Origin of the sequence: Candidatus Enterococcus leclercqii, from assembly GCF_009933135.1 — a bacterium.
Taxonomy (GTDB): Bacteria; Bacillota; Bacilli; order Lactobacillales; family Enterococcaceae; genus Enterococcus_C; species Enterococcus_C leclercqii.
Genome location: NZ_MAEH01000012.1, coordinates 22,519 through 45,078, shown reverse-complemented (window position 1 = coordinate 45,078; position 22,560 = coordinate 22,519). Strand labels below are relative to the sequence as shown.

Genomic DNA, 22,560 nt, shown 5'->3' with positions numbered 1-22,560 from the left:
AACGATCTAAGGCGCGCTTGGCACTAAGAGTATTGGCTGGGCTCGTACTGACAGATGGAACAGCCACAACTTTCTCAGCAAGCCTCAACCTGGAGAAAACGGCTGGTAGCAGCTTAAAGAAGGGAAGTTTCAACTCATGACCACCACAACGGCGACGGCAACAATGAATATTTCAATCTTAGCCAGCGGCAGTTCGGGAAATTCCCTCTATATTGAAAGTGACAAAAAGAAAATTTTGGTGGATGCGGGTCTTTCCGGTAAAAAAATCACCGCGCTTTTGGCAGAAGTTGGTCGTAAGCCGGAAGATTTGGACGCTATCTTAGTAACTCATGAGCATCGAGACCATATTCATGGTGTCGGTGTGATGGCTCGCAAGTATAAATTGGATGTCTATGCCAACGAGAAAACTTGGGAAGCGATGGATCCATTGATTGGCAATGTGCCAGTTGAACAAAAGCAGATTTTTGATATGGGAAAAGTGCTGACTTTGGGGGATCTGGATATTGAAAGCTTTGGTGTGTCCCACGATGCAGCGGCACCACAGTTTTACAGTTTCCATAAAGATGGAAAAAAATTCGTAATGCTAACGGATACGGGGTATTGTTCTGACCATGTGCGGGGTGTGATTCGGGATGCCGATGCTTACCTGATGGAGTCCAACCACGATTTAGAAATGTTGCGGATGGGGCCTTATCCATGGAGCCTGAAGCAACGAATCTTAGGCGATCGCGGACACTTGTCCAATGAAGATGGCGCATTGGTGATTACCGATATCATTGGTGATAATACTAAGCGAATTTATCTGGGACACTTGAGTAAAGAGAATAACCTGAAAGAACTGGCCCATATGACGATGGAGAGTACCTTAAAGGAATACGATCTTGGAGTTGGGGTAGACTTTGATATCTTTGATACCGATCCTGATCGGGCATGTGAGATGTTTAGCCTTTGACCAAGTCTCTAACCAAGAAGAACGAAACGATTGCTCGTTATCTTTGTTTCAAAAAATGAATACGAATAACGAAGACTCTTTGAGAAGTGAATGACTTTTCAAAGAGTCTTTTTTTGTTTCGGCAATAATCGTTTCCTGTGGGAAAAAGCTAGCGCTAAAACCATCTGTAACAATATTTAGTTGCTGTTGGAAAATAAACGGACACTCAAATCAACTGGCTAAAAAGCACATTAAAAATAATAACGCTTTCATTTTCCTTGTTGACCTTGCCAAAAAACACGACTATACTAAAACTGAAAAAAAATTAGAATCACAAAAAAATAGTTAGGGTGTTGGGGATGGATTTAGGTGAAGCAACAGCGGTGGTTTTGTGCGGGGGCAAAAGCCACCGCATGGGTTTTAACAAAGCGCTGCTACAGATGGATGGACAATTTGTATTGGCTAAAACAGCGCAGTTATTGAAAAAAATCTTTCCTGAAGTTGTCTTGATGACAGATCGGGCAGAACGCTTTTTCGAAAAACCGGCTTTTAACGAACTAACAATCTGGGAAGACGGCTACCCAGGGTGTGGTCCCTTAGGAGGAATCACCTCAGCGTTGGAAAAAATTACGACGCCTTATGCCTTTGTGATGGCTTGTGATATGCCGGAGCTGTCATTTGCGGCAGTCAATGAGTTGGCGCAAGCTGGGCAAACTCCTCAGGTCTTGCTTTACCAAAGAAAGGGGCGCTTGGAACCATTGTTTGGATTTTATCACCGTTCTTGTTTGCCGGTCTTTAAACGGCAATTGGAACAAGGCGATGGCCGCATTCGGGAGCAATTTGCGCAATTACAGGTAACAACGGTGCCAACAGACAAGTTTACTTTTACAAATGTCAACACACCAGAAGAGCTTATTCATTGGAAGAAAATGGAGGGAATGCTATGAACAGTTATACCACCAGAGAAGCAATTGATATTTTGATTGCAAAGGCCAAGGCGAAAACAAAGCTGCCGCTGCCGCAACTCATAATTTTAGGAATCAATGCCGGCGCGTTGATTGCTTTTGGCTACTTGGCTTTTTTGCGAGTCAGCGGGGCGGTTCCCAAAGAATGGGGTAGCGTGGCTACTTTTCTGGGTGCTTGCGTCTTTCCCATTGGGCTGATTGCATTGTCATTTCTGGGAGGTGAGCTGTTGACAGGTAATATGATGGTCATGACTATGGCAGTATTAGACAGAGAAATTCGCCTGCGAGAACTGTTTAAAAATTGGCTGCTGGTCTTTTTAACCAATGCCATTGGTGGCATCCTAGTGGCGTTCTTTTTTGGGCATTTTGTCGGTTTGAGTGAAGGAAGTTTTTTGGCTAAAACAGGAGCTGTGGCTACCGCAAAGTTGGCGGATGGGCCGCTGATGATGGTAGTTTCAGGCATTGGTTGTAATATTTTTGTCTGTATGGCGGTCTTTATTGCGACTGTTAGTAAAGATTTTCTAGGGAAAATGTTCAGCTTGTGGTTTCCCATCATGATTTTTGTCGTTTGCGGGTTTCAGCACGTCGTAGCAAATGCCTTTATCTTACCAGCATATCTTTTTGCTGGCGGGGCCATCACTTGGGGACAAATTATTGAAAATCTGATCTTTGTCGGAATCGGAAATGCCCTTGGTGGAGCATTGTTTGTCGCATTTCCTTTGATTATTTTGAATCCGCAACAAAAGGAGGCCGACAATGAAAGCAGAGCCTGAAATATGTCTAACTAACTTAATTCAAATTGGTTCTACTGGGCGTAATAGTGGCAAGACAACGCTAGCACTGGAATTAATCAACTATTTACGACAGGAGCGCCCGGTCTATAGCTTGAAAATCATTACCATCAGCGGCCGCCAAAAAGGAAGCTGTCAAAGAGGCGGCACAGGCTGTGGAATCTGTACGGCATTTACCGGTGGTTATGAGTGGAGTGAAGAGCATTATGCTAAGGGCAGTAAAGACACTAGTAAGATGCTGGCTGCCGGCAGTACCAAGACCTTTTTGTTGAAAGCGTTGGAGGAAAATTTGGCAGCAGGCTTTAGAGATGTTTACCAGCAAGTGCCTGAAGATGCTTGGTTAGTTTGCGAATCAAATTCGTTGCGGAAGTTTTTCCGGCCGCAGCTCTTCATCATGATGGACAATCAAAAAAAGGCAAAGCCCAGTGCAGCAGCAGTAATGAACAAAGCCGACTTGCTGATTCAGCGGGCCGAGGAGTTTGATTGTCGCCAGTTGTCTTTAATCAATGTCTGAAACTTTTTTGGAGGAAACTATGACTACTTTAACACTGGACGAAAAATTAGATATCATCGAAAAATATGATGCCAATCCTGAGCAGATTTTAAATATTCTAGTGGATCTGCAGTTTGCTTCTGAGGCGGGCTATTTAGATGATGAAACCATCAAATTGGTAGCGGAATGTCTGCATCTGACACAAACGCGAGTTTCTGAAATTGTCAGCTTTTATTCAATCTTGAAAGATCAGCCACAAGCCAAATATGTTATCAAAGTCTGCAATAGCAGCCCCTGCCGTTTTTCACATGGGCCGCTGGTTTTTGCTGAGCTGGAAAAACAGCTGGGGGTCAAAGAGAATCAGATGACGGCGGATGGGCTCTTTATGTACCATGGGATTCCTTGTTTTGGGGCCTGTGATCGCGACCCGGTAGTAAAGATCAAAGACACTGTTTTTGACCAGTTGACTGCTGAAAAAATTAGTCAGCTGTTGATGGGACTGCGCAATGGGCAGTACCCGGATTTATAGGAGGATCACAAATGGAAGAAAGAGTATTGACAGCGCGCTTTGGTCGTTTGAATGATCCAGCCGCAGTAGACGAATACCTACAATTAGCCGGGTATGCTGGCTTGAAAAAAGCCCTGAAGATGTCCGGGCCGGCAATTTTAGATGAATTGGATGAAGCGCTATTATTGGGCCGTGGGGGCGCTTCCTATCCATTGGGGAAAAAGTGGCGACATTTGTATCAGGCAGCCGGTCCAGACAAATACATTGTCTGCAATGCTGATGAAGGAGAGCCGGGAACATATAAAGACAAAGCCTTACTAGAACAAGATCCGCTTGCAGTTATTGAGGGAATGACCATCGCCGGCCGGTTGTTTGATGCTCGCCAAGGCTACATTTATATCCGGGGAGAATATCGACAGGTGCATGAAATTTTCCAACGGGCCTTAAAAAACGCTAGAAAAGCACATTTATTAGGACGAGATATCATGGGGATTGCTGGTTTTGATTATGATATCAAAATCATTTCCGGTGCTGGCGCATATGTTTGTGGGGAAAACTCGGCACTTTTGAATTCCATCGAAGGCAAGACCGGACGTCCACGAGTCAAACCTCCTCACTTGGCAGATGTCGGATTGTACGGCAAACCAACTTTAGTAAATAACGTGGAATCCTTTGCGGGAATCCCGGTAATCCTACGAGAGGGGGGGCGCTTTTACCGTCAACTGGGGACTGAAGGTGGTGGGGGTACCAAGTTAGTGTGTCTAACAGGGCACATCAAGCAGCGGGGCTTGTATGAAATTAAGCTAGGAACACCGCTGCAGGAGCTGATTTATAGTGAAACTTTTGGGGGCGGCAGCAGTACTGGTCGACCACTAAAATTTGCGCACTTTGGTGGGCAATCGGGGATGATCGGTGACCTTAGTCAGTTGGAGAATTGTTTGTATTCCTACGAGGATTTGTGGGATCATGGGGTATCTGTAGGCTGTGGGGCAATTGTAGTCTTAGATGACAGTGTCAATCTCGTCGATTACTTGACCAGCGTGGCGGCTTTTTTTGCCCATGAGTCTTGTGGCAAATGTACGCCTTGTCGCATTGGAACTTTGCGCCAATTGGAATTGATGGAAAAAATTCAAAAAGGGCAAGCCACAGCCTATGATCTGGAAGTACTCACAGCGATGATTGGCCAGATTACTGCCTTATCCGCTTGTGGTTTAGGACAGTCAGCAGGCAATGCAATCGCCAGTGGACTCGCTTGTTTTCCACAAGATTTTCAAGAAAAAATGACTGTTGCAGCTGATCAGCGGAAAGTCGAGGTATCTTGGTTATGATTGAAACAAAAGAGAAACCATTAACTGTTACATTGTGTATCGATGATCAGGAAGTCACCGTTGCCAAAGGACAAACAATTTTGGAGGCCGCACAACAAGCGGGGATTTCGATTCCAACTCTTTGTCATTTAAAGGAACTTTCACCGGATGGCTCTTGCCGCATGTGTACGGTGGAAGTCGAAGGCGGGCGCAAAGGTGGCTTGGTCACCGCTTGTACTGCTCATGCCCAAGAACAGATGGTCGTTCACACGCAAAGTGAAAAAGTTCGCAGGGCTCGGCGCTTCATCTTAGATTTGTTGCTCAGCAATCACAAACTCGATTGCTTTACTTGCAGTGCCAATGGCGATTGCCGCCTGCAAGAATACTGCATCGAATACGGACTGGAGGCGACCAGCTTTGATGGGCGCCGGCAACTGGCTGACCAGCAAGATCGAAGCAATCACTTCTTTGATTATGACCCGGAAAAATGTATCATGTGCCGCCGCTGTGCCCGCGTCTGTCAAATGCGTCAGGGGCGTGATGTCATCAGTACGGCGAATCGCGGCTTCGATACCAAAATGCTGCCGTGCGGAGGAGAAGACTGGAGTGAATCCATGTGCGAATCCTGTGGCAATTGCGTGTCTGTCTGTCCTACCGGGGCATTGAGTACAAAAGCCCATAAAACATACCGAAAATGGCAGACAGAAAAAGTGTTGACGACCTGCCCTCATTGCGGAACCGGCTGTCAATTTTACTTTGTGGTCAAAGATGGCAAAATCGTCGACGTCGAGCCGGCAGACGGACCGGCAAATGAGAACCTGCTATGTGTCAAAGGAAAATTTGCTTCTTATAAATTTGTGACTGCAGGCGATCGTCTCAAGACGCCGTTGATCAAGCGAAATGGTCAGTTTGAAGAAGCCAGTTGGGAAGAAGCATTGGAGGTTGTTGCGGATGGCTTTAGTCGCTTGAAAGAGCAATACGGCGGCGATAGTCTCGCAGGCTTTTCTTGCTCCCGCTCCACCAATGAAGACAACTACGTCTTTCAAAAGATGGTTCGGACAGCGTTTCAAACGAACAATGTCGACAACTGTGCCCGGGTTTGTCATTCGGCTTCTGTACACGGCCTGGCGATGACTTTGGGTAGCGGGGCAATGACTAACCCCATCGCCGATATTACTGAAGATGTGGACGTGATTTTACTTGTAGGTTCCAACCCAACAGAGGCGCATCCAGTCATCGGGGCACGAATTCGTCAAGCCGTGCAAAACGGAACAAAATTGATTGTGGTAGATCCTAGAAAAATCGATTTGGCTCGTCAGGCGACTCTGCATCTGCAGATCAAAGCTGGCACTAATGTCGCGTTTGCAAACGGACTGATGCACATCATTATCAAAGAAGGCTTGGCAGACATGGACTTTATTGCCCGTCGAACAGAAGGCTTTGATGAGTTGCGACAGCTGGTAGCTGATTATACGCCAGCCAAAGTTGCAGCCATTTGTGAGATTGATGAAGCCGATTTGATTGAGGCAGCCCGTTTATATGCTAAGGCGGACAAAGCACCAATCATTTACTGTTTAGGTGTCACCGAACACTCCAGTGGGACAGAAGGTGTCATGAGCATGTCCAACATTGCCATGTTAGTTGGCAAATTGGGACGCTCCGGTTGTGGTGTGAATCCATTGAGAGGTCAAAACAATGTGCAGGGTGCTTGTGATATGGGCTGCTCGCCATTTGACTTCCCCGGCTATCAAAAAGTTGCCAACCCTGCGACAATTGAAAAATTTAGCCGCGCTTGGCAGACGAGACTCAATCCAGCTATTGGTTTAACGTCAACTCAAGTATTGCCAGCTGCTAGCCGCGGTGAAATCAAGGGGCTGTACATCTTTGGTGAAGACCCTGCAGTGACAGATCCAGACTTGTCTCATGTTCGTCATGCATTGAACAGCTTGGAATTTCTGGTAGTCCAAGACCTATTTATGACAGAAACTGCTAAATATGCCGATGTCGTTTTGCCGGGAATCAGCTTTGCCGAAAAAGATGGGACCTTCACCAACACCGAGCGTCGTATTCAACGTATTCGCCAAGCGGTAGCGCCAGTGGGACAAGGCCGGGAAGACTTCCGAGTTTTCTGTCAGGTTGCGACGAAAATGGGCTATCCAATGACTTACGAAGGACCAAAGGAAATCATGGATGAAATTGCCGGGGTCGTACCGACATTTGCCGGTGTTACTTATGATCGGTTGGAAGATATTCAGGGACTTCAGTGGCCTTGCCGCAGTCTGACAGATCCCGGAACGGCTATCATGCACGTAGGGGAATTTTCTCGCGGCAAGGGGCTGTTTAAAGCGTTGGCGTACAAGCCTGCCAAAGAACTACCAGACAAAGAGTATCCATACTTGCTGTCGACGGGGCGGATGCTTTATCAATACAATACCGGTGCCATGACTAAAAGGACAGAAGGCATCAATGAACTGGCCGGCAGCTCTTATATCGAGCTCAATCAAGAAGACGCCGAAAAAATGGGAATTATCGATGGCAGTCGCGTACGGGTTTCTTCTCGCCGCGGCGCTATTGAAACTCGCGCAATCGTTGGTGAAAAGGTGCTTCCGGGAGCGTCATTCATGACCTTCCACTTTGAAGACGGCAATGTCAATGAGCTGACCAATGCGGTTTTCGACGACATTGCCATCATTCCGGAATACAAAGTATGTGCAGTGGCGATTGAACCGTTAAGCTAAAGAAAATGGAGGAGAAAGATGATTGAATTGGAAGCAGCAGTGCTGAAAGTGAAGGAACGACTTTCTCCTCAAACACGAATTGAAAGCATCCCCTTAGCAGAAAGCGTTGGTCGTATCACAGCTGAGGCCATTACAGCACCCGCACCGGTACCGGCCTTTCCGCGCGCTGCAATGGATGGCTATGCTGTGGCTGCAGAGAGTACTGCAGGTGCCTCAGTCTTACAGCCGGCAGTTCTTAAGGTAATCGGGACACTGTTTGCAGGAGATAATCCGGCAACTTTGCAGCCTAAATTGGGGGAAGCGGTTCGCGTCATGACCGGAGCGGCTCTCCCGCTTTCAGTTGACAGTGTGGTGCCTCAGGAGTGGACGGATTATGGAGAAAGTCAAGTAAAGATTGTCAGAGAAATCTTGCAGGGAAAACACTATGTTGCTATTGGCGAGGATCTGCAAGAAAAAGAAACAATCATTGAAGCTTCCCAATATTTGACCAGTGAAAGCCTGGGAGTGTTAGCCAGTGTGGGCGCAGCGTTTGTTCATGTTAAAAAAAAGCTCCGCGTGGGTATAATTTCTACCGGTAGTGAGTTGACTGAAGTCGAAAAACCGCTAAAGACGGCACAAGTGTACAACAGTTCGGCTTATGTATTGGCTTCTTATATCCAACGTTCCGGCGGAGAAGTCGTCTTTCAAACGATTTGTGACGATGAGCCGCAGCAATTTGCAGAACAGCTGTGGCTTGCTCATAATCAAGTCGATCTAATCATCACGACTGGCGGTGTTTCAGTGGGACAAAAGGATTTTCTGCCGGCAGCAATTACGGAAAATGGCGGTGAAATTTTGTTCCATTTTGTCGCCTTCAAGCCTGGAACACCGGTGATGGCAGCCGTTTGGGAGGAAATTCCCTTGCTGTGCTTGTCAGGTAACCCGTTTGCAGCTTTGGTGGATTTTCACTTGTTTTATTGGCCGCTACTGGCTCACTTTTATCAAACGGCGACCTTTGAGCTGAAAAAGGAACAACAGCTTTTACGCTCAGAAGAAATCAAGGGCGGTGGTTTGCGACGATTTATCAGCGGTTATAGTGAAAACGGTCATGTAACGATCGAGAAAAATCGAGCCAAAGTCTCTCGTTTCCAACAAATTCTCCATAGCAATTGTCTAGTGGAACAACTACCACAGCAGCCCTTGCAAGATGGAAATCTTGTCACTGTGTATCGCTGGTTTCAAGGCTAATACTATAGTAGAAATTAAGAAAATGTCCTCGGATTTGTACCTTAATATAAAAACGAGACGAGTATGTCATGACGTGGGAGCCCGGCAAAAGTCTGAACTGTGACAGTCATCTATTCGTCTAGTCACCGCCTCCGAAGCGAGCACAACAAAATGTGAGCCTTAAAAAGCCAAGTCACTTCCACTATTTCTTAATGGAAGTGACTTGGCTTTTCATTGTTAAAAATTTTAAATGCTGCCTAATCGTTGGGAGAGCTCTGTTCAAGGGAGAAAATCACGTCAGATTCCTACGACGCCTACATGTTGGTTTTCATAGAGGTCTTTTTGCGCGATATCCAACATGGCTACAGCAAAATCAGCCATACTGATTTCACTTTGGCCGGCGGAGTTAAAACCTAATTGTTCGCCAGTAAAGCGATATTCGCCACTGCGAGGGCCGTTGGGATTAAAGTAAGCGGCTGGCGAAAGATAGGTCCAGCGTAAATGGCTGCTATTTTTAAGTTCTTCAAAGGCTTTATACATATGATAGGCTGTTGGATAATAAGGCGCATCAGCAGGGGATTCATCGATCATACGTGTACCATTGTCGTCAATGAACAATGAACTAGAGCCGCCGACGACTAACAAGCGGGTATCGGTATTTTGCAATAAACCAATCAGATGAGCCAGGCTAGTTTCGTGCATGTCCTCTTTACCAGCTGGTGCTCGAAACGCATCAATGATGATATCAAATCCCTGTAAATCTTCAGCGGTTAGATCGTATAGATCCTTTTCGATGAAAGGGACGTCGACGGTCAATTTTTTAGCATTGCGCATGATTGCAGTGACAGCCAGCCCACGAGCCAATGCTTCTTTTGTCAATAAGGTACCAGCGTGACCGGTAGCACCAATAATGGCGATTTTCATAATGATCCCTCCAGATCTGTTGAGCAACAGCTTGACCAAAAATGAATGGCCGCCAGGGCTGTTTGGCTCAGTTTTCTTCATTTTATGGGGAAATGTCCATCAGGGTCAACGAATATGTCTTATGTCAGCGGGTTTCACGAATCTTTCACAATTTCTTCGCTATTTTTTGAAGTAAAAAACTTGCCAATAGCAACCAAAATGAGTATCATAAGTTTTGTAGGTTAGCACTCGAGATATGAGAGTGCTAATTCCCAAAAACACAAAATCGTAACAACATGTTACAGTAGCTTTTTTGATTAGGCGGCTGTAGCACACAAAAATTGGAGGGATTTATCGTGTTAAAACCATTAGGTGATCGCGTCATCATCAAAGTCGCGAAGGAAGAAGAAAAAACAATTGGCGGAATCGTATTGGCATCTTCCGCTCAAGAAAAACCCCAAACTGGTGAAGTAGTTGCAATTGGTGATGGTCGGACATTAGACAACGGTGAAAAAGCACCAGTAGAAGTCAACGTTGGTGACCAAGTTATGTTTGAAAAATATGCTGGCTCTGAAGTGAAATTCGACGGTCAAGAATATTTAATCGTTAACGGCAAAGATATCGTGGCAATTGTTGAATAATTTGTAATGCGTATCTTCCCCAAACTCTATCGGCAATCGCCGGAAAAAAACTTATGAGGTGAAAATTTATCATGGCAAAAGAAATCAAATTTGCAGAAGACGCTCGTGCCGCAATGCTGCGTGGTGTTGACAAATTGGCAGATACAGTCAAAGTTACCTTAGGACCAAAAGGCCGCAACGTGGTTTTGGAAAAATCTTATGGCTCACCTTTGATTACTAACGATGGTGTAACGATCGCTAAAGAAATCGAATTGGAAGACCATTTTGAAAATATGGGGGCTAAATTAGTTTCAGAAGTCGCTTCTAAAACGAACGACATCGCTGGTGACGGGACTACCACTGCAACGTTGCTGACACAAGCAATCGTACGGGAAGGTTTGAAAAACGTGACCGCCGGTGCTAATCCAATCGGCATCCGTCGTGGGATCGAATTGGCTACAAAAGCAGCAGTTGAAGAACTGCACAAAATTTCAACGGTCGTGGACTCCAAAGAAGCTATCGCTCAAGTAGGTGCAGTTTCTTCCGGTTCTGAAGAAGTTGGTAAATACATTGCTGATGCGATGGAAAAAGTTGGTAACGATGGTGTAATCACGATTGAAGAATCAAAAGGGATCGAAACAGAACTAGACGTTGTGGAAGGGATGCAATTTGACCGGGGTTACCTGTCTCAATACATGGTGACTGACAACGACAAGATGGAAGCTGTTTTGGACAATCCATATATCTTGATTACAGACAAAAAGATTTCCAACATCCAGGATATTTTGCCTTTGCTGGAACAAATTTTGCAACAATCTCGACCACTGTTAATCATTGCTGATGATGTGGATGGCGAAGCATTACCAACTCTAGTATTGAATAAAATCCGTGGGACATTTAACGTAGTTGCTGTTAAAGCACCTGGCTTTGGTGACCGCCGCAAAGCGATGTTGGAAGATATCGCTGTCTTAACTGGTGGGACAGTTATTACAGAAGATCTTGGTTTGGAATTGAAAGATGCTACGATTGAAAGCTTAGGGCAAGCTAGCAAAGTGGTCGTTGATAAAGACAACACAACAGTTGTTGAAGGTGCTGGTGCCAAAGAAGCCATCGACGCCCGTGTACAATTAATCAAAAATCAAATCGCAGAAACTACTTCTGATTTTGATCGTGAAAAATTGCAAGAACGCTTGGCTAAACTAGCTGGCGGGGTTGCTGTCATCAAAGTGGGTGCCGCAACTGAAACAGAGTTGAAAGAACTGAAATTGCGAATTGAAGACGCATTGAATGCGACGCGCGCTGCAGTTGAAGAAGGTATGGTTTCCGGTGGGGGTACGGCACTGGTAAACGTCATCACAAAAGTTGCTGAACTGGAAGCGGAAGGTGATGTTGCTACTGGTATCAACATTGTGGTTCGTGCTTTGGAAGAACCTGTACGTCAAATCGCTGAAAATGCCGGTTATGAAGGCTCTGTTATTATCGACAAGCTGAAAAATGCCGATTTGGGTGTTGGTTTCAACGCTGCCAATGGCGAATGGGTCAACATGGTGGAAGCCGGTATCGTGGATCCTACCAAAGTGACTCGTTCTGCACTGCAAAACGCCGCTTCTGTTGCAGCCTTGCTGTTGACGACTGAAGCTGTCGTAGCGGATAAACCAGAACCAGCTGCACCAGCAATGCCACCAATGGATCCAGGAATGGGCATGATGTAAGCTAGATTATAAAATAAAGCGCAAAAAACTGCAGGTCGGCTGAATTTCAGTGACCTGCAGTTTTTTAAGCTTCTGTGTAGTGAAAAATAATATCGTGCAAAAGTGTTACAGACGGCTGACTGGTACGTTGATTGTAATAGGCGGCAAAGCGCTCGTCGTTCACATACATGTCTGCTAAGCCACGATGGTAGTCATTATTGTAAAAAGGTGCGACTAGTGTCAGCCACGTTTTATGGGCTTTGAAAACTTGGCCAGCTAGCGGACTATCAAGGTCTACTGGTTGTGGTTGGCTACTCAAAATCTCAAGAGAAGAAAATAGCTGGGCTTCTGCTGCTTGCATTTGCTGGTGCTCTTCTGAAGTGAGATTTAACCATTTTTGGTTGGCTTTTGCGACGGTCTCTTCGCCATATTTTTCGCGAATTTCTTGACCATAGTGGGCTTCGTTCTCTTGCAATTGCTCTTTTTTAAAAGCAGTAAATTTTTCTTTGTCGGTCATGTTTTTCTCTCCTTTGTAATAGGCCAGCGTCTGGTCCAATGTTCCAATGAGTGACGTCAATTGCAGCAACTGTTGCTCTAGCAAAGACCGCTGCTGACTCAGTAATTTTTCGATATCAAAGCCTGGCGCTTCTAATGTTTCTTTGATTTCTTCTAATTTGACTCCGAATTTTTTTAAAAAAAGAATCTGCTGCAGTCGGTCGACTTCGGCTTGTCCGTAGATTCGATATCCGGAAGAAGTGAATCGTTTTGGCGGCAACAAGCCGATTTCGTCATAATAACGCAATGTCCGGCTGGAAACACCAGACAGGCCAGCGAGCTTTTGAATCGTATATTCCATAAAGAGTCATTCCTTTCTTTTTTGCTGAGTAACAGCGGTGGCCACACTTAAAGAATAGCGGTTGACGTAGCGTGAAGGTCAAGAAAAAAAGCACAAAAAATTCAAAAAAATGTGCTATACTTTTTCTGTAAAACAAGTGCACACACTGTATTTTAGCGATTGATCAGAAAATAATAAGATATATGATAGTTTACTCGTAATGTATATTACTGAACAGTTATCGGATTGCAGAAATGCCCGTAAAGTTTGTCTTACGTCACACAACACTTAACAAAAGGAAGGTCATGCTATGAAATTAATCGAATCACCTGTTAATAAAAACTTGAATCTGGAAACATTTTATCCTAATATTACCAAATTTCTCTTTGATCATACGGCAATCAAATTTTATAAAATGTATGCGTTGGATCGGGTCCAGATTGTCTATGTAGATGCTTATAAAAAAATCTATCTGGTTATGGTGGATTCTCGTAAAAAAATTAAACGTAGTGAAGTGGACTTTGCGATCCATCGACTGCTGAAAACCGATCGTGAACATGTAAAGGTGGATGTGAGTGTTAAAGCTCGCATGGAGGATGCCGGAATCAAGTTTTCTCAGCCTCGTAAAGATATTATTCTAGTGACAATGGCAGCGCCGGAAGCTTAAATGAGTTTTACTTAGTGATAAGCCCTTTGCATCAGCCCCATTAGCTGATGCAAGAGGCTTATTTATTTTGGCTCGATTTCTATCAGTAAAAGATTGGCTCTCAAAATGGCTATATTTTTAGCAAGTTTTGCCTGTCTTTTGGTAATTTCTACTGTTAAACGGCGGCGTTTGCCACCCTATTGCTGATTTTTTGTTATAATGGAGGGCGAATATAGGGGTGCAGCGGTGTGTTCACCGAAAAGGCAGTCAGTAGTGCTGCCTACAGCCGGATTTAACAGATACTGCCGGTTGCTGCAGAAAAGAAAGGGAGAAAATTCATGAAACGATACCCGGACGACAGTTTAACACTGCACACGGACCTTTATCAGATTAACATGATGCAGACTTATTGGGAATTGGGACGGGCAGACCGCAATGCTGTTTTCGAATGCTATTTCCGTGAAATGCCTTTCAACCACGGCTACGCAATCTTTGCCGGCCTAGAACGGCTCGTTCACTATCTGGAAAATCTAAAGTTTAGTGAAAGTGACTTGGAATACTTACGGGAAGTTGGCGGTTACCCGGAAGATTTTCTACAATATTTAGCTGACTTTGAGTTCAAATGTTCAGTACGTTCGGCGTTAGAAGGAGACCTGGTCTTTGCGAATGAACCGATTGTCCAAGTGGAAGGACCTCTGGGACAAGCACAGCTGATTGAAACGGCTTTGTTAAATATGGTGAATTTCCAAACCTTGATTGCCACGAAAGCTGCCCGTATCAAATCTGTTATTGGCGACGATCCTTTGTTGGAATTTGGCTCTCGACGCGCACAAGAGGTGGATGCTGCCTTTTGGGGTACGCGGGCGGCTTATATTGGCGGTGCCGACGCTACCAGTAATGTTCGGGCAGGGAAAGTTTTTGGAATTCCGGCTAGTGGAACCCATGCCCATTCTCTGGTGCAATCTTACGGGAACGATTACGATGCTTTCATGGCCTACGCCAAAACTCACAAAGATTGTGTTTTTCTAGTAGATACCTACGATACCTTAAAATTGGGCGTACCTACAGCTATTCGCGTGGCTAAAGAAATGGGCGATAAGATCAATTTCCTGGGTGTGCGCATCGATTCTGGTGATATGGCCTATATCTCCAAACGAGTGCGGGAACAGTTGGATGAAGCTGGCTTTACAGAGGCGAAAGTTTATGCTTCCAACGATTTAGATGAAAATACAATTCTCAGTCTGAAAATGCAAAAAGCCAAAATTGACGTCTGGGGTGTCGGCACCAAACTGATCACTGCCTATGACCAACCAGCTTTGGGAGCAGTCTACAAATTGGTCTCCATCGAAAACGATGAGGGCGTAATGGAAGACACTATCAAACTTTCCAGTAATGCTGAAAAAGTTACCACACCGGGTAAAAAACAAGTATGGCGGATCAATCGCAAATCAGATGGTAAATCTGAAGGGGACTACGTAACTCTGGTAGACGAGGATCCTCGCGAAGAAGCGGAAATCTTCATGTTCCACCCGGTTCACACCTTCATCAATAAAACGGTGCGGGATTTTGACGCGCGGCCGGTCTTGCTGCCAATCATCGAAGAGGGCCGTTTAATCTATGATTTGCCAGATCTGGAGCATATCAAAGCCTATGCGCAAGACTGTTTGAGTTCATTGTGGGAAGAATACAAGCGGGATCTCAATCCGCAACAATATCCAGTGGATTTGTCTACTGATTGCTGGAACCATAAGATGGCCATCATGGAAAAAGTTCGCAAGCGGGTAGCTGCTTCAAGTGAGAAAGGGGATAACGAATTGTGAGTTTGCAAACAGAAATCATCAAAGAACTGGGCGTCAAACCTGAAATCGATCCAAAGGCTGAGATTCGTGTCAGCGTCGAGTTTATGAAGGCTTATTTACGAAAGTATTCCTTCTTGAAAACATTGGTGTTAGGTATTTCCGGCGGGCAGGACTCCTCTTTAGCAGGTCGTCTGGCACAAATCGCTGTGGCAGAACTACGAGAGGAAACGGGAGATAACAGTTATCAGTTTATTGCCCTTCGATTGCCTTATGGCGAACAAGCCGATGAAGAAGATGCCCAACGAGCACTGGCCTTTATTCAGCCGGATGTAAGTCTGGCGGTAAACATCAAGCCAGCTGTAGATGCCCAAGAAGCCGCTGTCGAAGCAGTGGGTATTGATGTTTCTGATTTCAACAAGGGCAATATCAAAGCACGTCAGCGTATGATTACCCAGTACGCCATCGCCGGTGCCAAAGCTGGTGCTGTTATCGGGACTGACCATGCAGCTGAAAATCTCACGGGCTTTTTCACGAAATTCGGTGACGGTGGAGCGGATATTCTACCGCTGTTTCGTTTGAACAAGCGACAAGGCAAGCTGTTACTCAAGGAATTGGGAGCACCAGCGGAATTGTACTTGAAAATTCCGACTGCTGATCTGGAGGACGATAAACCATTAGTGGCCGATGAAGCAGCTCTAGGAGTCACCTATGATGAAATCGACGACTATTTAGAAGGCCGCCAAGTTTCTGAAGCTGCTCGTCACACGATTGAAAACTGGTGGCAGAAAACTCAACATAAACGCCATTTACCGATTTCGGTCTTAGACGATTTCTGGAAATAGCTAAAAGTAAGGCAAAAACCGAATATTCTGATAATTTGTTTGCAGAATCACGGGTTTTCTTTTGCATAATAACTCCTCTTATTTTATACTATAAGTGGGAGTTTTGGGGAAGACTCCGTCAACAACGGCTAGAGGATACCATTTTGGTTCCTCTTTTTTTATTGTCAAAAGGCAAAGGCTTTGTTCGAAAAGATTGTATTTTCCCAAAAGAAACATTATACTTTTTTCGTTGAAGGAATCACAAAAGCGTGAACTGCGAGTGTAAAAATGATTTTTGAATAGTCTATGGATACTGCTAGAATGCGTTTTAGAGAGGGTAACAAGTGAAAAACAGTTTAACAATCTGTGATGTTTTTTGTCGCGGTTTTTAGGAGAGGGGGCTAAAAATGAAACGGGCCAAGATTATGTATCTGGAGATTGCCGACCAGATCAAAAGTGAGATCATCAATGGTAAATATCCGGTGGGCAGCCTCCTGCCAACAGAAAACGAGCTGGAGGCGTTGTTTGGTGTCAGTAAAATCACCGTTCGTAAAGCCATTGAAATTCTGGCGGCTGATGAATACGTGGAGAAGAGAAGCGGCAAAGGGACTACGGTTTTAAGCGACCGTCCGTATAATAAATTATCCAAAGCGGCCAGCTTTTCGCAGCTCTTGAAGGAAGCGGATCTGCAATTAGAGACGCGTATTTTAGATTTGAAGAAGCAAAAGTTGACGCCGGCTGATGAGCTATATGCTTATTTTGGACGAGAAATGCTCGTCTATCGGCGACTGTATCTGCTTCAGGGGCATCCGTATATCTTGTTTAGCCACCATTTGCCGGCAGCGCTGAGTAAATTGCGACCGGCGGTATTTGCGGGAACGTCTTTATACCGCCTTTTAATCCTGCAAGGCTATGAGATTGAAAGCTTTGAAGACGACTTTGTAGCGGTACAGCTGAGTGAAAAAGAGCAGCAGCTACTAGAAACCACCAGCAGCATCGGGCTCAAGCGCATCCGTAAATCATCAGCGGCTGATGGCAGTTTAGTGGAATATTCGACGGCGATTTATGATACAGCCAGACATCCTTATCAGATTGCTTATGAGACCTGAGTGAAAAGAATAGTTGGGTTTGGTGCCAATTGCTTGTGTCAGTTTAGACCTCTGGGAAACGGTGAACTCCGTTTTCCAGAGGTTTTTTCATTTTCCAGCAAAAATTATAAATAAAAAACAAAAAAACGTTTACAGACATCTAAAATCGTGTTATATTTCTTTGTGTAAAACATTATAATGTTATAAACTAAAACGGATTTTAGGAGGGTATTGCAATGAAAGGATTTGTAGGGGTCATCGAGGAGAAGATCATGCCGATTGCCAATAAAATGGGCAATCAGCGACACATGGTGGCCATCAGAAAAGGGATCATCGCGACGATGCCACTGACCATTGTCGGCTCATTCTTCACGATTCTGTTGAATATTCCGGTAGACTCGATTGCCGCAATGATCGAACCGTATCGGGAAATCTTGGATGTGCCGTTTCGTTATACGGTAGGAATTTTGGCATTGTATGCTACTTTTGGGATTGCATCTTCTTTGGCCCGCTCTTACAAGCTGGATTCACTGACCGCGGGGATTTTAGCAACGATGGCTTTTCTAGTGACTGCTGCACCACCGCTTAGAGTATTCGAGGATGTAGATGGCGTAATCGCTGCCGGCCGTTATATCAATATTGCTAATCTGAGTTCCAGCTCATTATTTGGTTCAATCGTTACTGCAATTGTATCTGTTGAAATTTATCGTTTCTTTATCGTTAAAAATATTACTATTAAGATGCCGGATGGTGTACCACCGGAAGTTTCAAATTCCTTTATCGCATTGGTTCCTGGCGCGGCAATTTTGATCTTGTTCTGGGTGCTTCGCCACATGATTGGTTTTGATTTGAACGGCTTTTTGAGTAATCTCTTGATGCCACTGAAAGGTGTCTTAGCTGGAAACAGTCTGTTTGGTGGACTTTTGACGGTCTTCTTGATCTGTTTCTTCTGGGTGTTGGGGATTCACGGGCCAGCTATCATGGGTCCGGTCATTCGACCTTTTTGGGATATGTCGATTGCTGAAAACATGGAAGCTTTCCAAGCTGGAACCAGCGCCCATGATTTGCCAAACTTATTTACAGAACAGTTCTTGCAATGGTTTATCTGGATTGGCGGCGCTGGAACGACATTGGCATTAGTGGTCTTGTTCTTGTTCTCAAAATCAAAATATTTGAAAAAATTGGGTCAATTGTCAATTTTACCAGGACTTTTTAATATCAATGAACCTGTGATTTTCGGGGCACCAATTGTAATGAACCCCGTGTTGGCAATTCCATTTATCGGCGCACCACTGATCACGACGACTATCTCATACTTTGCGACTGTCTCTGGGTTGGTGCCGCGAATGGCTGCTCGTTTAGGGTTTGCAATGCCCTCACCGATTGCAGCTTGGATGAGTACTGACTGGAGCATCACGGCAGCCATTCTGGTTATTTTCAACTTTGTCTTGACTCTGGGAATCTACTACCCGTTCTTTAAGGTCTTTGAAAAACAACAGTTGGAAAAAGAAGCTGAAGAGCTGGCACAAGAAGCTGCTGCACAAGCAGAACCAAAACACGTTACTGTATCTTAAAGAAGGGGAGGTTAGGCTCGCAGTCGGGAAATTTAGACTGCAGGCTTGACCTTTTTGGTGATTGACATGCTGATTTTATTGCTTGGACTGTTTATCGTTTTGCAGATTTTGCTGGAGAAAAAGGGCCTGCCGCCTAAATTGGCGCAGGTAAAACTCCGCTACTTACTTTTGGCCAGCATTGGCTTTATTGTCGGTGCTATGTTGTTAGGGCTGTTGTTGCATATTCCGGTTCCACTGACGGCTGCTGCCACAATAGCTGCCAGTGTGGTAATCAGCTATCGTTTTCGCCTCCGATATGACGAATTTGAGAAAGGAAAGATCATATGAAACGCAAATTAGGAATTTCACTTTACCCGGATCACAGCGATCCCCAAGCCGACCGGTCTTACCTTGAAACCGCGCAGAAATACGGATTTAGTCGTATTTTTATGAGTATGTTGGAAGTTACAGATGGAAAAGAGGCAGTTGCTGCAAAATTTAAAGAGTTGATCTTTTTTGCAAAAGAGTTGGGATATGAGACAATCTTAGATGTAGCGCCAGCGATTTTTGACGAGTTGGGGATCAGTTATGATGATATGCGTTTTTTCCATGAGCTAGGTGCTGATGGCATTCGGTTGGATGTCGGTTTTGATGGCAACAAGGAAGCAATGTTGACTTACAATCCGCAACAAGTGGCTATTGAATTGAATATGAGCAATGATGTCGCTTATTTAGACAATATTTTGACCTATCAGGCGAACCGCCCTTACCTATACGGCTGTCACAATTTCTATCCTCAAGCGGGCACTGCTCTTCCTTATGATTTTTTTGCAAGTTGCAGTCGTCGCTTTAAAGAACAGGGAATCCGGACGGCGGCTTTTGTGACGTCACAGGTAGGACAGATTGGTCCATGGGATGTCAATGATGGGCTGCCAAGCTTGGAGATGCATCGAAAGTTGGCACCGGCTACGGCTGCCAAGCACTTATTTGCAACTGGCTTAATTGATGATGTAATTATCGGCAATGCCTATGCATCTGAAGCTGAACTGGCCGCAATGGGGGAGATAGATCGTTATCAGACAGCCTTTTCGGTGGAGTTTCTGCCAAGTGCAAGCGAACTGGAAAAGCAGATTGTTTTGAATGAACAACATTTTCGTCGTGGAGATATCACAGAAACGATGATCCGTTCAACGGAAGTTCGTAAAAAGTACAAAGCTGAGACCAATCCGCCCCACGATAACCTGGCAGAATTTCAGCCGGGGGATATCGTGATTGGCAATGATGACTTCGGTAAATATAAAAATGAGCTGCAGTTGGTCTTATTGCCTCACAAGGACAGTCGTAAAAATAAAGTGGCCGCGATTCGACCAGAAGAGCAGATTTTACTGCCATTTATCGCACCATGGTCGAAGTTTCGTTTTACGGAAAAAACTGAGGGATTTTTGATCCCGAAAAAAGGATGAAGAAGATGTATGATTTAGTGATCAGAAACGGACGTACAATCACAGGGGAACAGGTGGAAATAGCTGTTACCGACGGAAAGATTGTTGAGGTGACAAAAGTAATCAGTGGTCGCGGGGCAAAAGAGTTGACTCTTGCAGATGATGAGCGATTGTCCGCCGGCTGGATCGATGATCACGTACACTGCTTTGAGGAGATGAATCTGTACTACGATTATCCGGATGCTATCGGCGTGGAAAAAGGTGTGACTACAGTGATTGATGCCGGCACAACTGGGGCAGAAAATATTGGCCGTTTTTATCAGTTGGCCCAAGCGGCAAAAACCAATGTCTATGCACTGGTGAACATCTCCAAGTACGGGATCGTGGAACAAGATGAATTGGCCGACCTCACAAAGGTTCAATCACAACGAGTGGCAGAGGCCTTAAAAGCGTACCCCAATTTTATTTTAGGAATCAAGGCTCGCATGAGCAAAACTGTAATTGGAGACAACGGCATCAAACCACTCCTTATGGCAAAAGAAATTCAAGCAGAAAATCAGCAGTTGCCTTTGATGGTGCACATTGGCTCTAATCCTCCGGAGCTGTCAGATATTTTGGCAGTTATGGAAAAAGGCGATGTCTTGACCCACTGCTTCAATGGTAAGCCCAACGGAATCCTGGATCAAAAAACAGACCGTATCAAAGATTTTGCCGTAGCTGCGTACCAACGAGGTGTGGTTTTTGATATTGGGCATGGAACCGATAGCTTTAATTTCCATGTAGCGGAGATTGCGCTAGCAGCTGGAATCAAATGTGAAAGCATCAGCACCGATATCTACATCCGCAATCGGCAAAATGGGCCGGTCTATGACATGGCTACAACATTGGAAAAATTACACTTAGTTGGCTATTCGTGGGAAGAAATCATTGATAAAATCACCATCGCGCCGGCTGAAAACTTCAAATTAACCACAAAAGGCCGCTTGCAGCCGAAGATGGATGCGGACTTTACAATTTTCAAGATTGGCAAGAAAGAAAAGCAACTTACCGATTCCAATGGTAACGTACGTACGACGAATGAAGTGATTCAGCCGGTCAAAACCATTATAGGAGGCAGAATCTATGACAATCAGTTATGAAAAATTCGGCTTGAAAGATGTAATCAATGCTTCAGGACGGATGACGATCCTAGGGGTCTCTAAAGTGTCTCCATCCGTGTTGGCAGCACAGCGCTTCGGCGGCGAACATTTCTTTGAGATGGCAGACCTTTTGGAAAAGACCGGCGCTTATTTGGCCGATTTATTAGACGTTGAAGATGCACAAATCGTCTCTTCAGCTTCTGCCGGGATTGCCCAGTCAGTAGCAGCAGTTATCGGACAAGGAGATCTATACCATACTTATCATCCTTATACTTCCCGCGTGACGCGCAGAGAAATCCTATTGCCTAAAGGACACAACGTTGACTATGGAACTGCAGTAGAGGTCATGGTAGAGATGGGTGGGGGACGTGTCGTTGAAGCCGGCTATGCAAACATGTGCACCTCAGAGCATATCGAAATGATGGTTACCGCAAACACGGCAGCTGTTCTTTATATCAAGAGCCACCACACTGTCCAAAAAAGCATGTTGACGGTTAAGGAAGCCGCCGCAGTAGCCCATCGTCATGGTTTGCCTTTGATTGTCGATGCTGCTGCCGAAGAGGATCTGTTTAAATATATCCGTGAAGGCGCAGATTTGGTAATCTACTCTGGTGCAAAAGCTATCGAAGGACCGAGTGCTGGGTTAGTGATTGGGAAAAAAGAACTGATTTCATGGGTGCGCCTGCAAGGTAAAGGCATCGGTCGCGGCATGAAAATCGGTAAAGACAATATTTTAGGCTTTACCCAAGCCGTAGAAGACTATTTAGCCAATGGCAGCGAGTCTGGAGCAGCGATGCAGAAACGACTGGTTCCATTTGTGGCAGCAATCAACGAAATCTCAGGGCTGCAGGCTACTATCGTACAAGACGGTGCCGGCCGCGATATTTATCGGGCCAGTGTTAAAGTCAGCGGCCCCAAGACTGCTAAAGAAGTTATCCAAGGATTGAAGCTGGGCAATCCGGCAGTTTATACCCGGGAATATCAAGCCAACAATGGCATCATCGAATTCGATGTGCGCTCGGTAAATGAAAATGAATTGCAAAAAATCGTGAATCAACTAAAAGAAATCATCTAAAGGAGAAAT

21 protein-coding genes are annotated in these 22,560 nt (G+C 45.0%); 19 read left to right on the top strand and 2 right to left on the bottom strand.

From position 1 onward, the window contains the following. The first annotated feature begins 163 nt into the window (after nt 1-163). The 8 genes from BAU14_RS05610 (at nt 164) to glp (ending at nt 8,960) form a co-directional block, all read left to right on the top strand. A complete protein-coding gene (locus tag BAU14_RS05610) occupies nt 164-952 on the top strand; it encodes an MBL fold metallo-hydrolase (protein ID WP_161899243.1) in 789 nt (262 codons plus the stop codon). A gap of 338 nt (nt 953-1,290) precedes the next feature. Next, nucleotides 1,291-1,878 (top strand): molybdenum cofactor guanylyltransferase, encoded by a 588-nt coding sequence (mobA, locus tag BAU14_RS05605; RefSeq protein WP_161899110.1) that lies wholly within the window; start codon nt 1,291-1,293, stop codon nt 1,876-1,878. Further along, nucleotides 1,875-2,669, top strand: a complete 795-nt coding sequence (locus BAU14_RS05600) for a formate/nitrite transporter family protein (protein ID WP_161899109.1) — start codon at nt 1,875-1,877, stop codon at nt 2,667-2,669. The genes mobA and BAU14_RS05600 overlap by 4 nt, the downstream gene beginning before the upstream one ends. After that, nucleotides 2,653-3,201 carry a hypothetical protein gene (locus BAU14_RS05595; protein WP_161899108.1) on the top strand — a complete coding sequence of 183 codons (549 nt, stop codon included), beginning with the start codon at nt 2,653-2,655 and terminating at the stop codon, nt 3,199-3,201. Before BAU14_RS05600 ends, BAU14_RS05595 begins: the two co-directional genes overlap by 17 nt. Nucleotides 3,202-3,220: 19 nt before the next feature. Continuing rightward, nucleotides 3,221-3,709 (top strand): NAD(P)H-dependent oxidoreductase subunit E, encoded by a 489-nt coding sequence (locus BAU14_RS05590; RefSeq protein WP_161899107.1) that lies wholly within the window; start codon nt 3,221-3,223, stop codon nt 3,707-3,709. A gap of 11 nt (nt 3,710-3,720) precedes the next feature. Next, complete coding sequence (locus BAU14_RS05585) at nt 3,721-5,016, top strand: complex I 51 kDa subunit family protein (protein ID WP_161899106.1); 1,296 nt, start codon at nt 3,721-3,723, stop codon at nt 5,014-5,016. Further along, complete coding sequence (gene fdhF, locus BAU14_RS05580) at nt 5,016-7,733, top strand: formate dehydrogenase subunit alpha (protein WP_202622173.1); 2,718 nt, start codon at nt 5,016-5,018, stop codon at nt 7,731-7,733. Before BAU14_RS05585 ends, fdhF begins: the two co-directional genes overlap by 1 nt. A gap of 18 nt (nt 7,734-7,751) precedes the next feature. Then, nucleotides 7,752-8,960: a gephyrin-like molybdotransferase Glp gene (gene glp, locus BAU14_RS05575; protein ID WP_161899104.1), complete on the top strand. Its 1,209-nt coding sequence runs from the start codon at nt 7,752-7,754 to the stop codon at nt 8,958-8,960. Between the two features lie 276 nt (nt 8,961-9,236). Here glp and BAU14_RS05570 read toward each other — a convergent pair whose 3' ends face one another. Beyond that, a complete protein-coding gene (locus BAU14_RS05570; protein WP_161899103.1) occupies nt 9,237-9,863 on the bottom strand; it encodes an NAD(P)-dependent oxidoreductase in 627 nt (208 codons plus the stop codon). A 335-nt stretch (nt 9,864-10,198) separates the two neighbouring features. On the opposite strand from BAU14_RS05570, the gene groES reads away from it, so the two are divergent. Then, nucleotides 10,199-10,483, top strand: a complete 285-nt coding sequence (groES, locus tag BAU14_RS05565; RefSeq protein ID WP_161899102.1) for a co-chaperone GroES — start codon at nt 10,199-10,201, stop codon at nt 10,481-10,483. Nucleotides 10,484-10,554: 71 nt separating this feature from the next. Then, entirely contained in the window at nt 10,555-12,174 is a 1,620-nt protein-coding gene (groL, locus tag BAU14_RS05560) for a chaperonin GroEL (RefSeq protein ID WP_161899101.1), read from the top strand. 64 nt (nt 12,175-12,238) lie between these two features. Here the strand turns inward: groL and BAU14_RS05555 are convergent, their stop codons facing one another. Beyond that, entirely contained in the window at nt 12,239-13,009 is a 771-nt protein-coding gene (locus BAU14_RS05555) for a MerR family transcriptional regulator (protein WP_161899100.1), read from the bottom strand. A gap of 289 nt (nt 13,010-13,298) precedes the next feature. Here BAU14_RS05555 and BAU14_RS05550 point away from each other — a divergent pair, with 289 nt between their 5' ends. The 9 genes from BAU14_RS05550 (at nt 13,299) to BAU14_RS05510 (ending at nt 22,551) form a co-directional block, all read left to right on the top strand. Next, on the top strand, nt 13,299-13,655 hold the full coding sequence (locus tag BAU14_RS05550; RefSeq protein ID WP_161899099.1) for a DUF1827 family protein: 357 nt from the start codon (nt 13,299-13,301) through the stop codon (nt 13,653-13,655). 317 nt (nt 13,656-13,972) lie between these two features. Next, nucleotides 13,973-15,454, top strand: a complete 1,482-nt coding sequence (locus BAU14_RS05545) for a nicotinate phosphoribosyltransferase (protein WP_161899098.1) — start codon at nt 13,973-13,975, stop codon at nt 15,452-15,454. After that, nucleotides 15,451-16,275: an ammonia-dependent NAD(+) synthetase gene (gene nadE / locus BAU14_RS05540; RefSeq protein ID WP_161899097.1), complete on the top strand. Its 825-nt coding sequence runs from the start codon at nt 15,451-15,453 to the stop codon at nt 16,273-16,275. The genes BAU14_RS05545 and nadE overlap by 4 nt, the downstream gene beginning before the upstream one ends. Nucleotides 16,276-16,661: 386 nt before the next feature. Continuing rightward, on the top strand, nt 16,662-17,363 hold the full coding sequence (locus BAU14_RS05535) for a GntR family transcriptional regulator (RefSeq protein WP_161899096.1): 702 nt from the start codon (nt 16,662-16,664) through the stop codon (nt 17,361-17,363). 215 nt (nt 17,364-17,578) lie between these two features. Next, nucleotides 17,579-18,916 carry a PTS sugar transporter subunit IIC gene (locus BAU14_RS05530; protein WP_161899095.1) on the top strand — a complete coding sequence of 446 codons (1,338 nt, stop codon included), beginning with the start codon at nt 17,579-17,581 and terminating at the stop codon, nt 18,914-18,916. A 66-nt stretch (nt 18,917-18,982) separates the two neighbouring features. Beyond that, nucleotides 18,983-19,243, top strand: a complete 261-nt coding sequence (locus BAU14_RS05525) for a hypothetical protein (RefSeq protein ID WP_161899094.1) — start codon at nt 18,983-18,985, stop codon at nt 19,241-19,243. Further along, nucleotides 19,240-20,358, top strand: a complete 1,119-nt coding sequence (locus tag BAU14_RS05520; RefSeq protein ID WP_161899093.1) for a DUF871 domain-containing protein — start codon at nt 19,240-19,242, stop codon at nt 20,356-20,358. Before BAU14_RS05525 ends, BAU14_RS05520 begins: the two co-directional genes overlap by 4 nt. Before the next feature lie 5 nt (nt 20,359-20,363). After that, a complete protein-coding gene (locus BAU14_RS05515; protein WP_161899092.1) occupies nt 20,364-21,476 on the top strand; it encodes an amidohydrolase/deacetylase family metallohydrolase in 1,113 nt (370 codons plus the stop codon). Beyond that, complete coding sequence (locus BAU14_RS05510; protein WP_161899091.1) at nt 21,460-22,551, top strand: DgaE family pyridoxal phosphate-dependent ammonia lyase; 1,092 nt, start codon at nt 21,460-21,462, stop codon at nt 22,549-22,551. Before BAU14_RS05515 ends, BAU14_RS05510 begins: the two co-directional genes overlap by 17 nt. Nucleotides 22,552-22,560: the final 9 nt, after the last annotated feature.

Excerpts from the sequence above, each read along its gene's own strand:
- BAU14_RS05510 (WP_161899091.1), top strand. The coding sequence starts at position 21,460 with ATGACAATCAGTTATGAAAAATTCGGCTTGAAAGATGTAATCAATGCT.
- BAU14_RS05555 (WP_161899100.1), bottom strand. The coding sequence starts at position 13,009 with ATGGAATATACGATTCAAAAGCTCGCTGGCCTGTCTGGTGTTTCCAGC.
- BAU14_RS05610 (WP_161899243.1), top strand. The coding sequence starts at position 164 with ATGAATATTTCAATCTTAGCCAGCGGCAGTTCGGGAAATTCCCTCTAT.
- groL (WP_161899101.1), top strand. The coding sequence starts at position 10,555 with ATGGCAAAAGAAATCAAATTTGCAGAAGACGCTCGTGCCGCAATGCTG.
- BAU14_RS05590 (WP_161899107.1), top strand. The coding sequence starts at position 3,221 with ATGACTACTTTAACACTGGACGAAAAATTAGATATCATCGAAAAATAT.
- BAU14_RS05525 (WP_161899094.1), top strand. The coding sequence starts at position 18,983 with ATGCTGATTTTATTGCTTGGACTGTTTATCGTTTTGCAGATTTTGCTG.
- BAU14_RS05570 (WP_161899103.1), bottom strand. The coding sequence starts at position 9,863 with ATGAAAATCGCCATTATTGGTGCTACCGGTCACGCTGGTACCTTATTG.
- BAU14_RS05520 (WP_161899093.1), top strand. The coding sequence starts at position 19,240 with ATGAAACGCAAATTAGGAATTTCACTTTACCCGGATCACAGCGATCCC.
- BAU14_RS05600 (WP_161899109.1), top strand. The coding sequence starts at position 1,875 with ATGAACAGTTATACCACCAGAGAAGCAATTGATATTTTGATTGCAAAG.
- BAU14_RS05515 (WP_161899092.1), top strand. The coding sequence starts at position 20,364 with ATGTATGATTTAGTGATCAGAAACGGACGTACAATCACAGGGGAACAG.
- BAU14_RS05545 (WP_161899098.1), top strand. The coding sequence starts at position 13,973 with ATGAAACGATACCCGGACGACAGTTTAACACTGCACACGGACCTTTAT.
- BAU14_RS05530 (WP_161899095.1), top strand. The coding sequence starts at position 17,579 with ATGAAAGGATTTGTAGGGGTCATCGAGGAGAAGATCATGCCGATTGCC.
- BAU14_RS05585 (WP_161899106.1), top strand. The coding sequence starts at position 3,721 with ATGGAAGAAAGAGTATTGACAGCGCGCTTTGGTCGTTTGAATGATCCA.
- glp (WP_161899104.1), top strand. The coding sequence starts at position 7,752 with ATGATTGAATTGGAAGCAGCAGTGCTGAAAGTGAAGGAACGACTTTCT.
- BAU14_RS05595 (WP_161899108.1), top strand. The coding sequence starts at position 2,653 with ATGAAAGCAGAGCCTGAAATATGTCTAACTAACTTAATTCAAATTGGT.
- BAU14_RS05550 (WP_161899099.1), top strand. The coding sequence starts at position 13,299 with ATGAAATTAATCGAATCACCTGTTAATAAAAACTTGAATCTGGAAACA.
- BAU14_RS05535 (WP_161899096.1), top strand. The coding sequence starts at position 16,662 with ATGAAACGGGCCAAGATTATGTATCTGGAGATTGCCGACCAGATCAAA.
- mobA (WP_161899110.1), top strand. The coding sequence starts at position 1,291 with ATGGATTTAGGTGAAGCAACAGCGGTGGTTTTGTGCGGGGGCAAAAGC.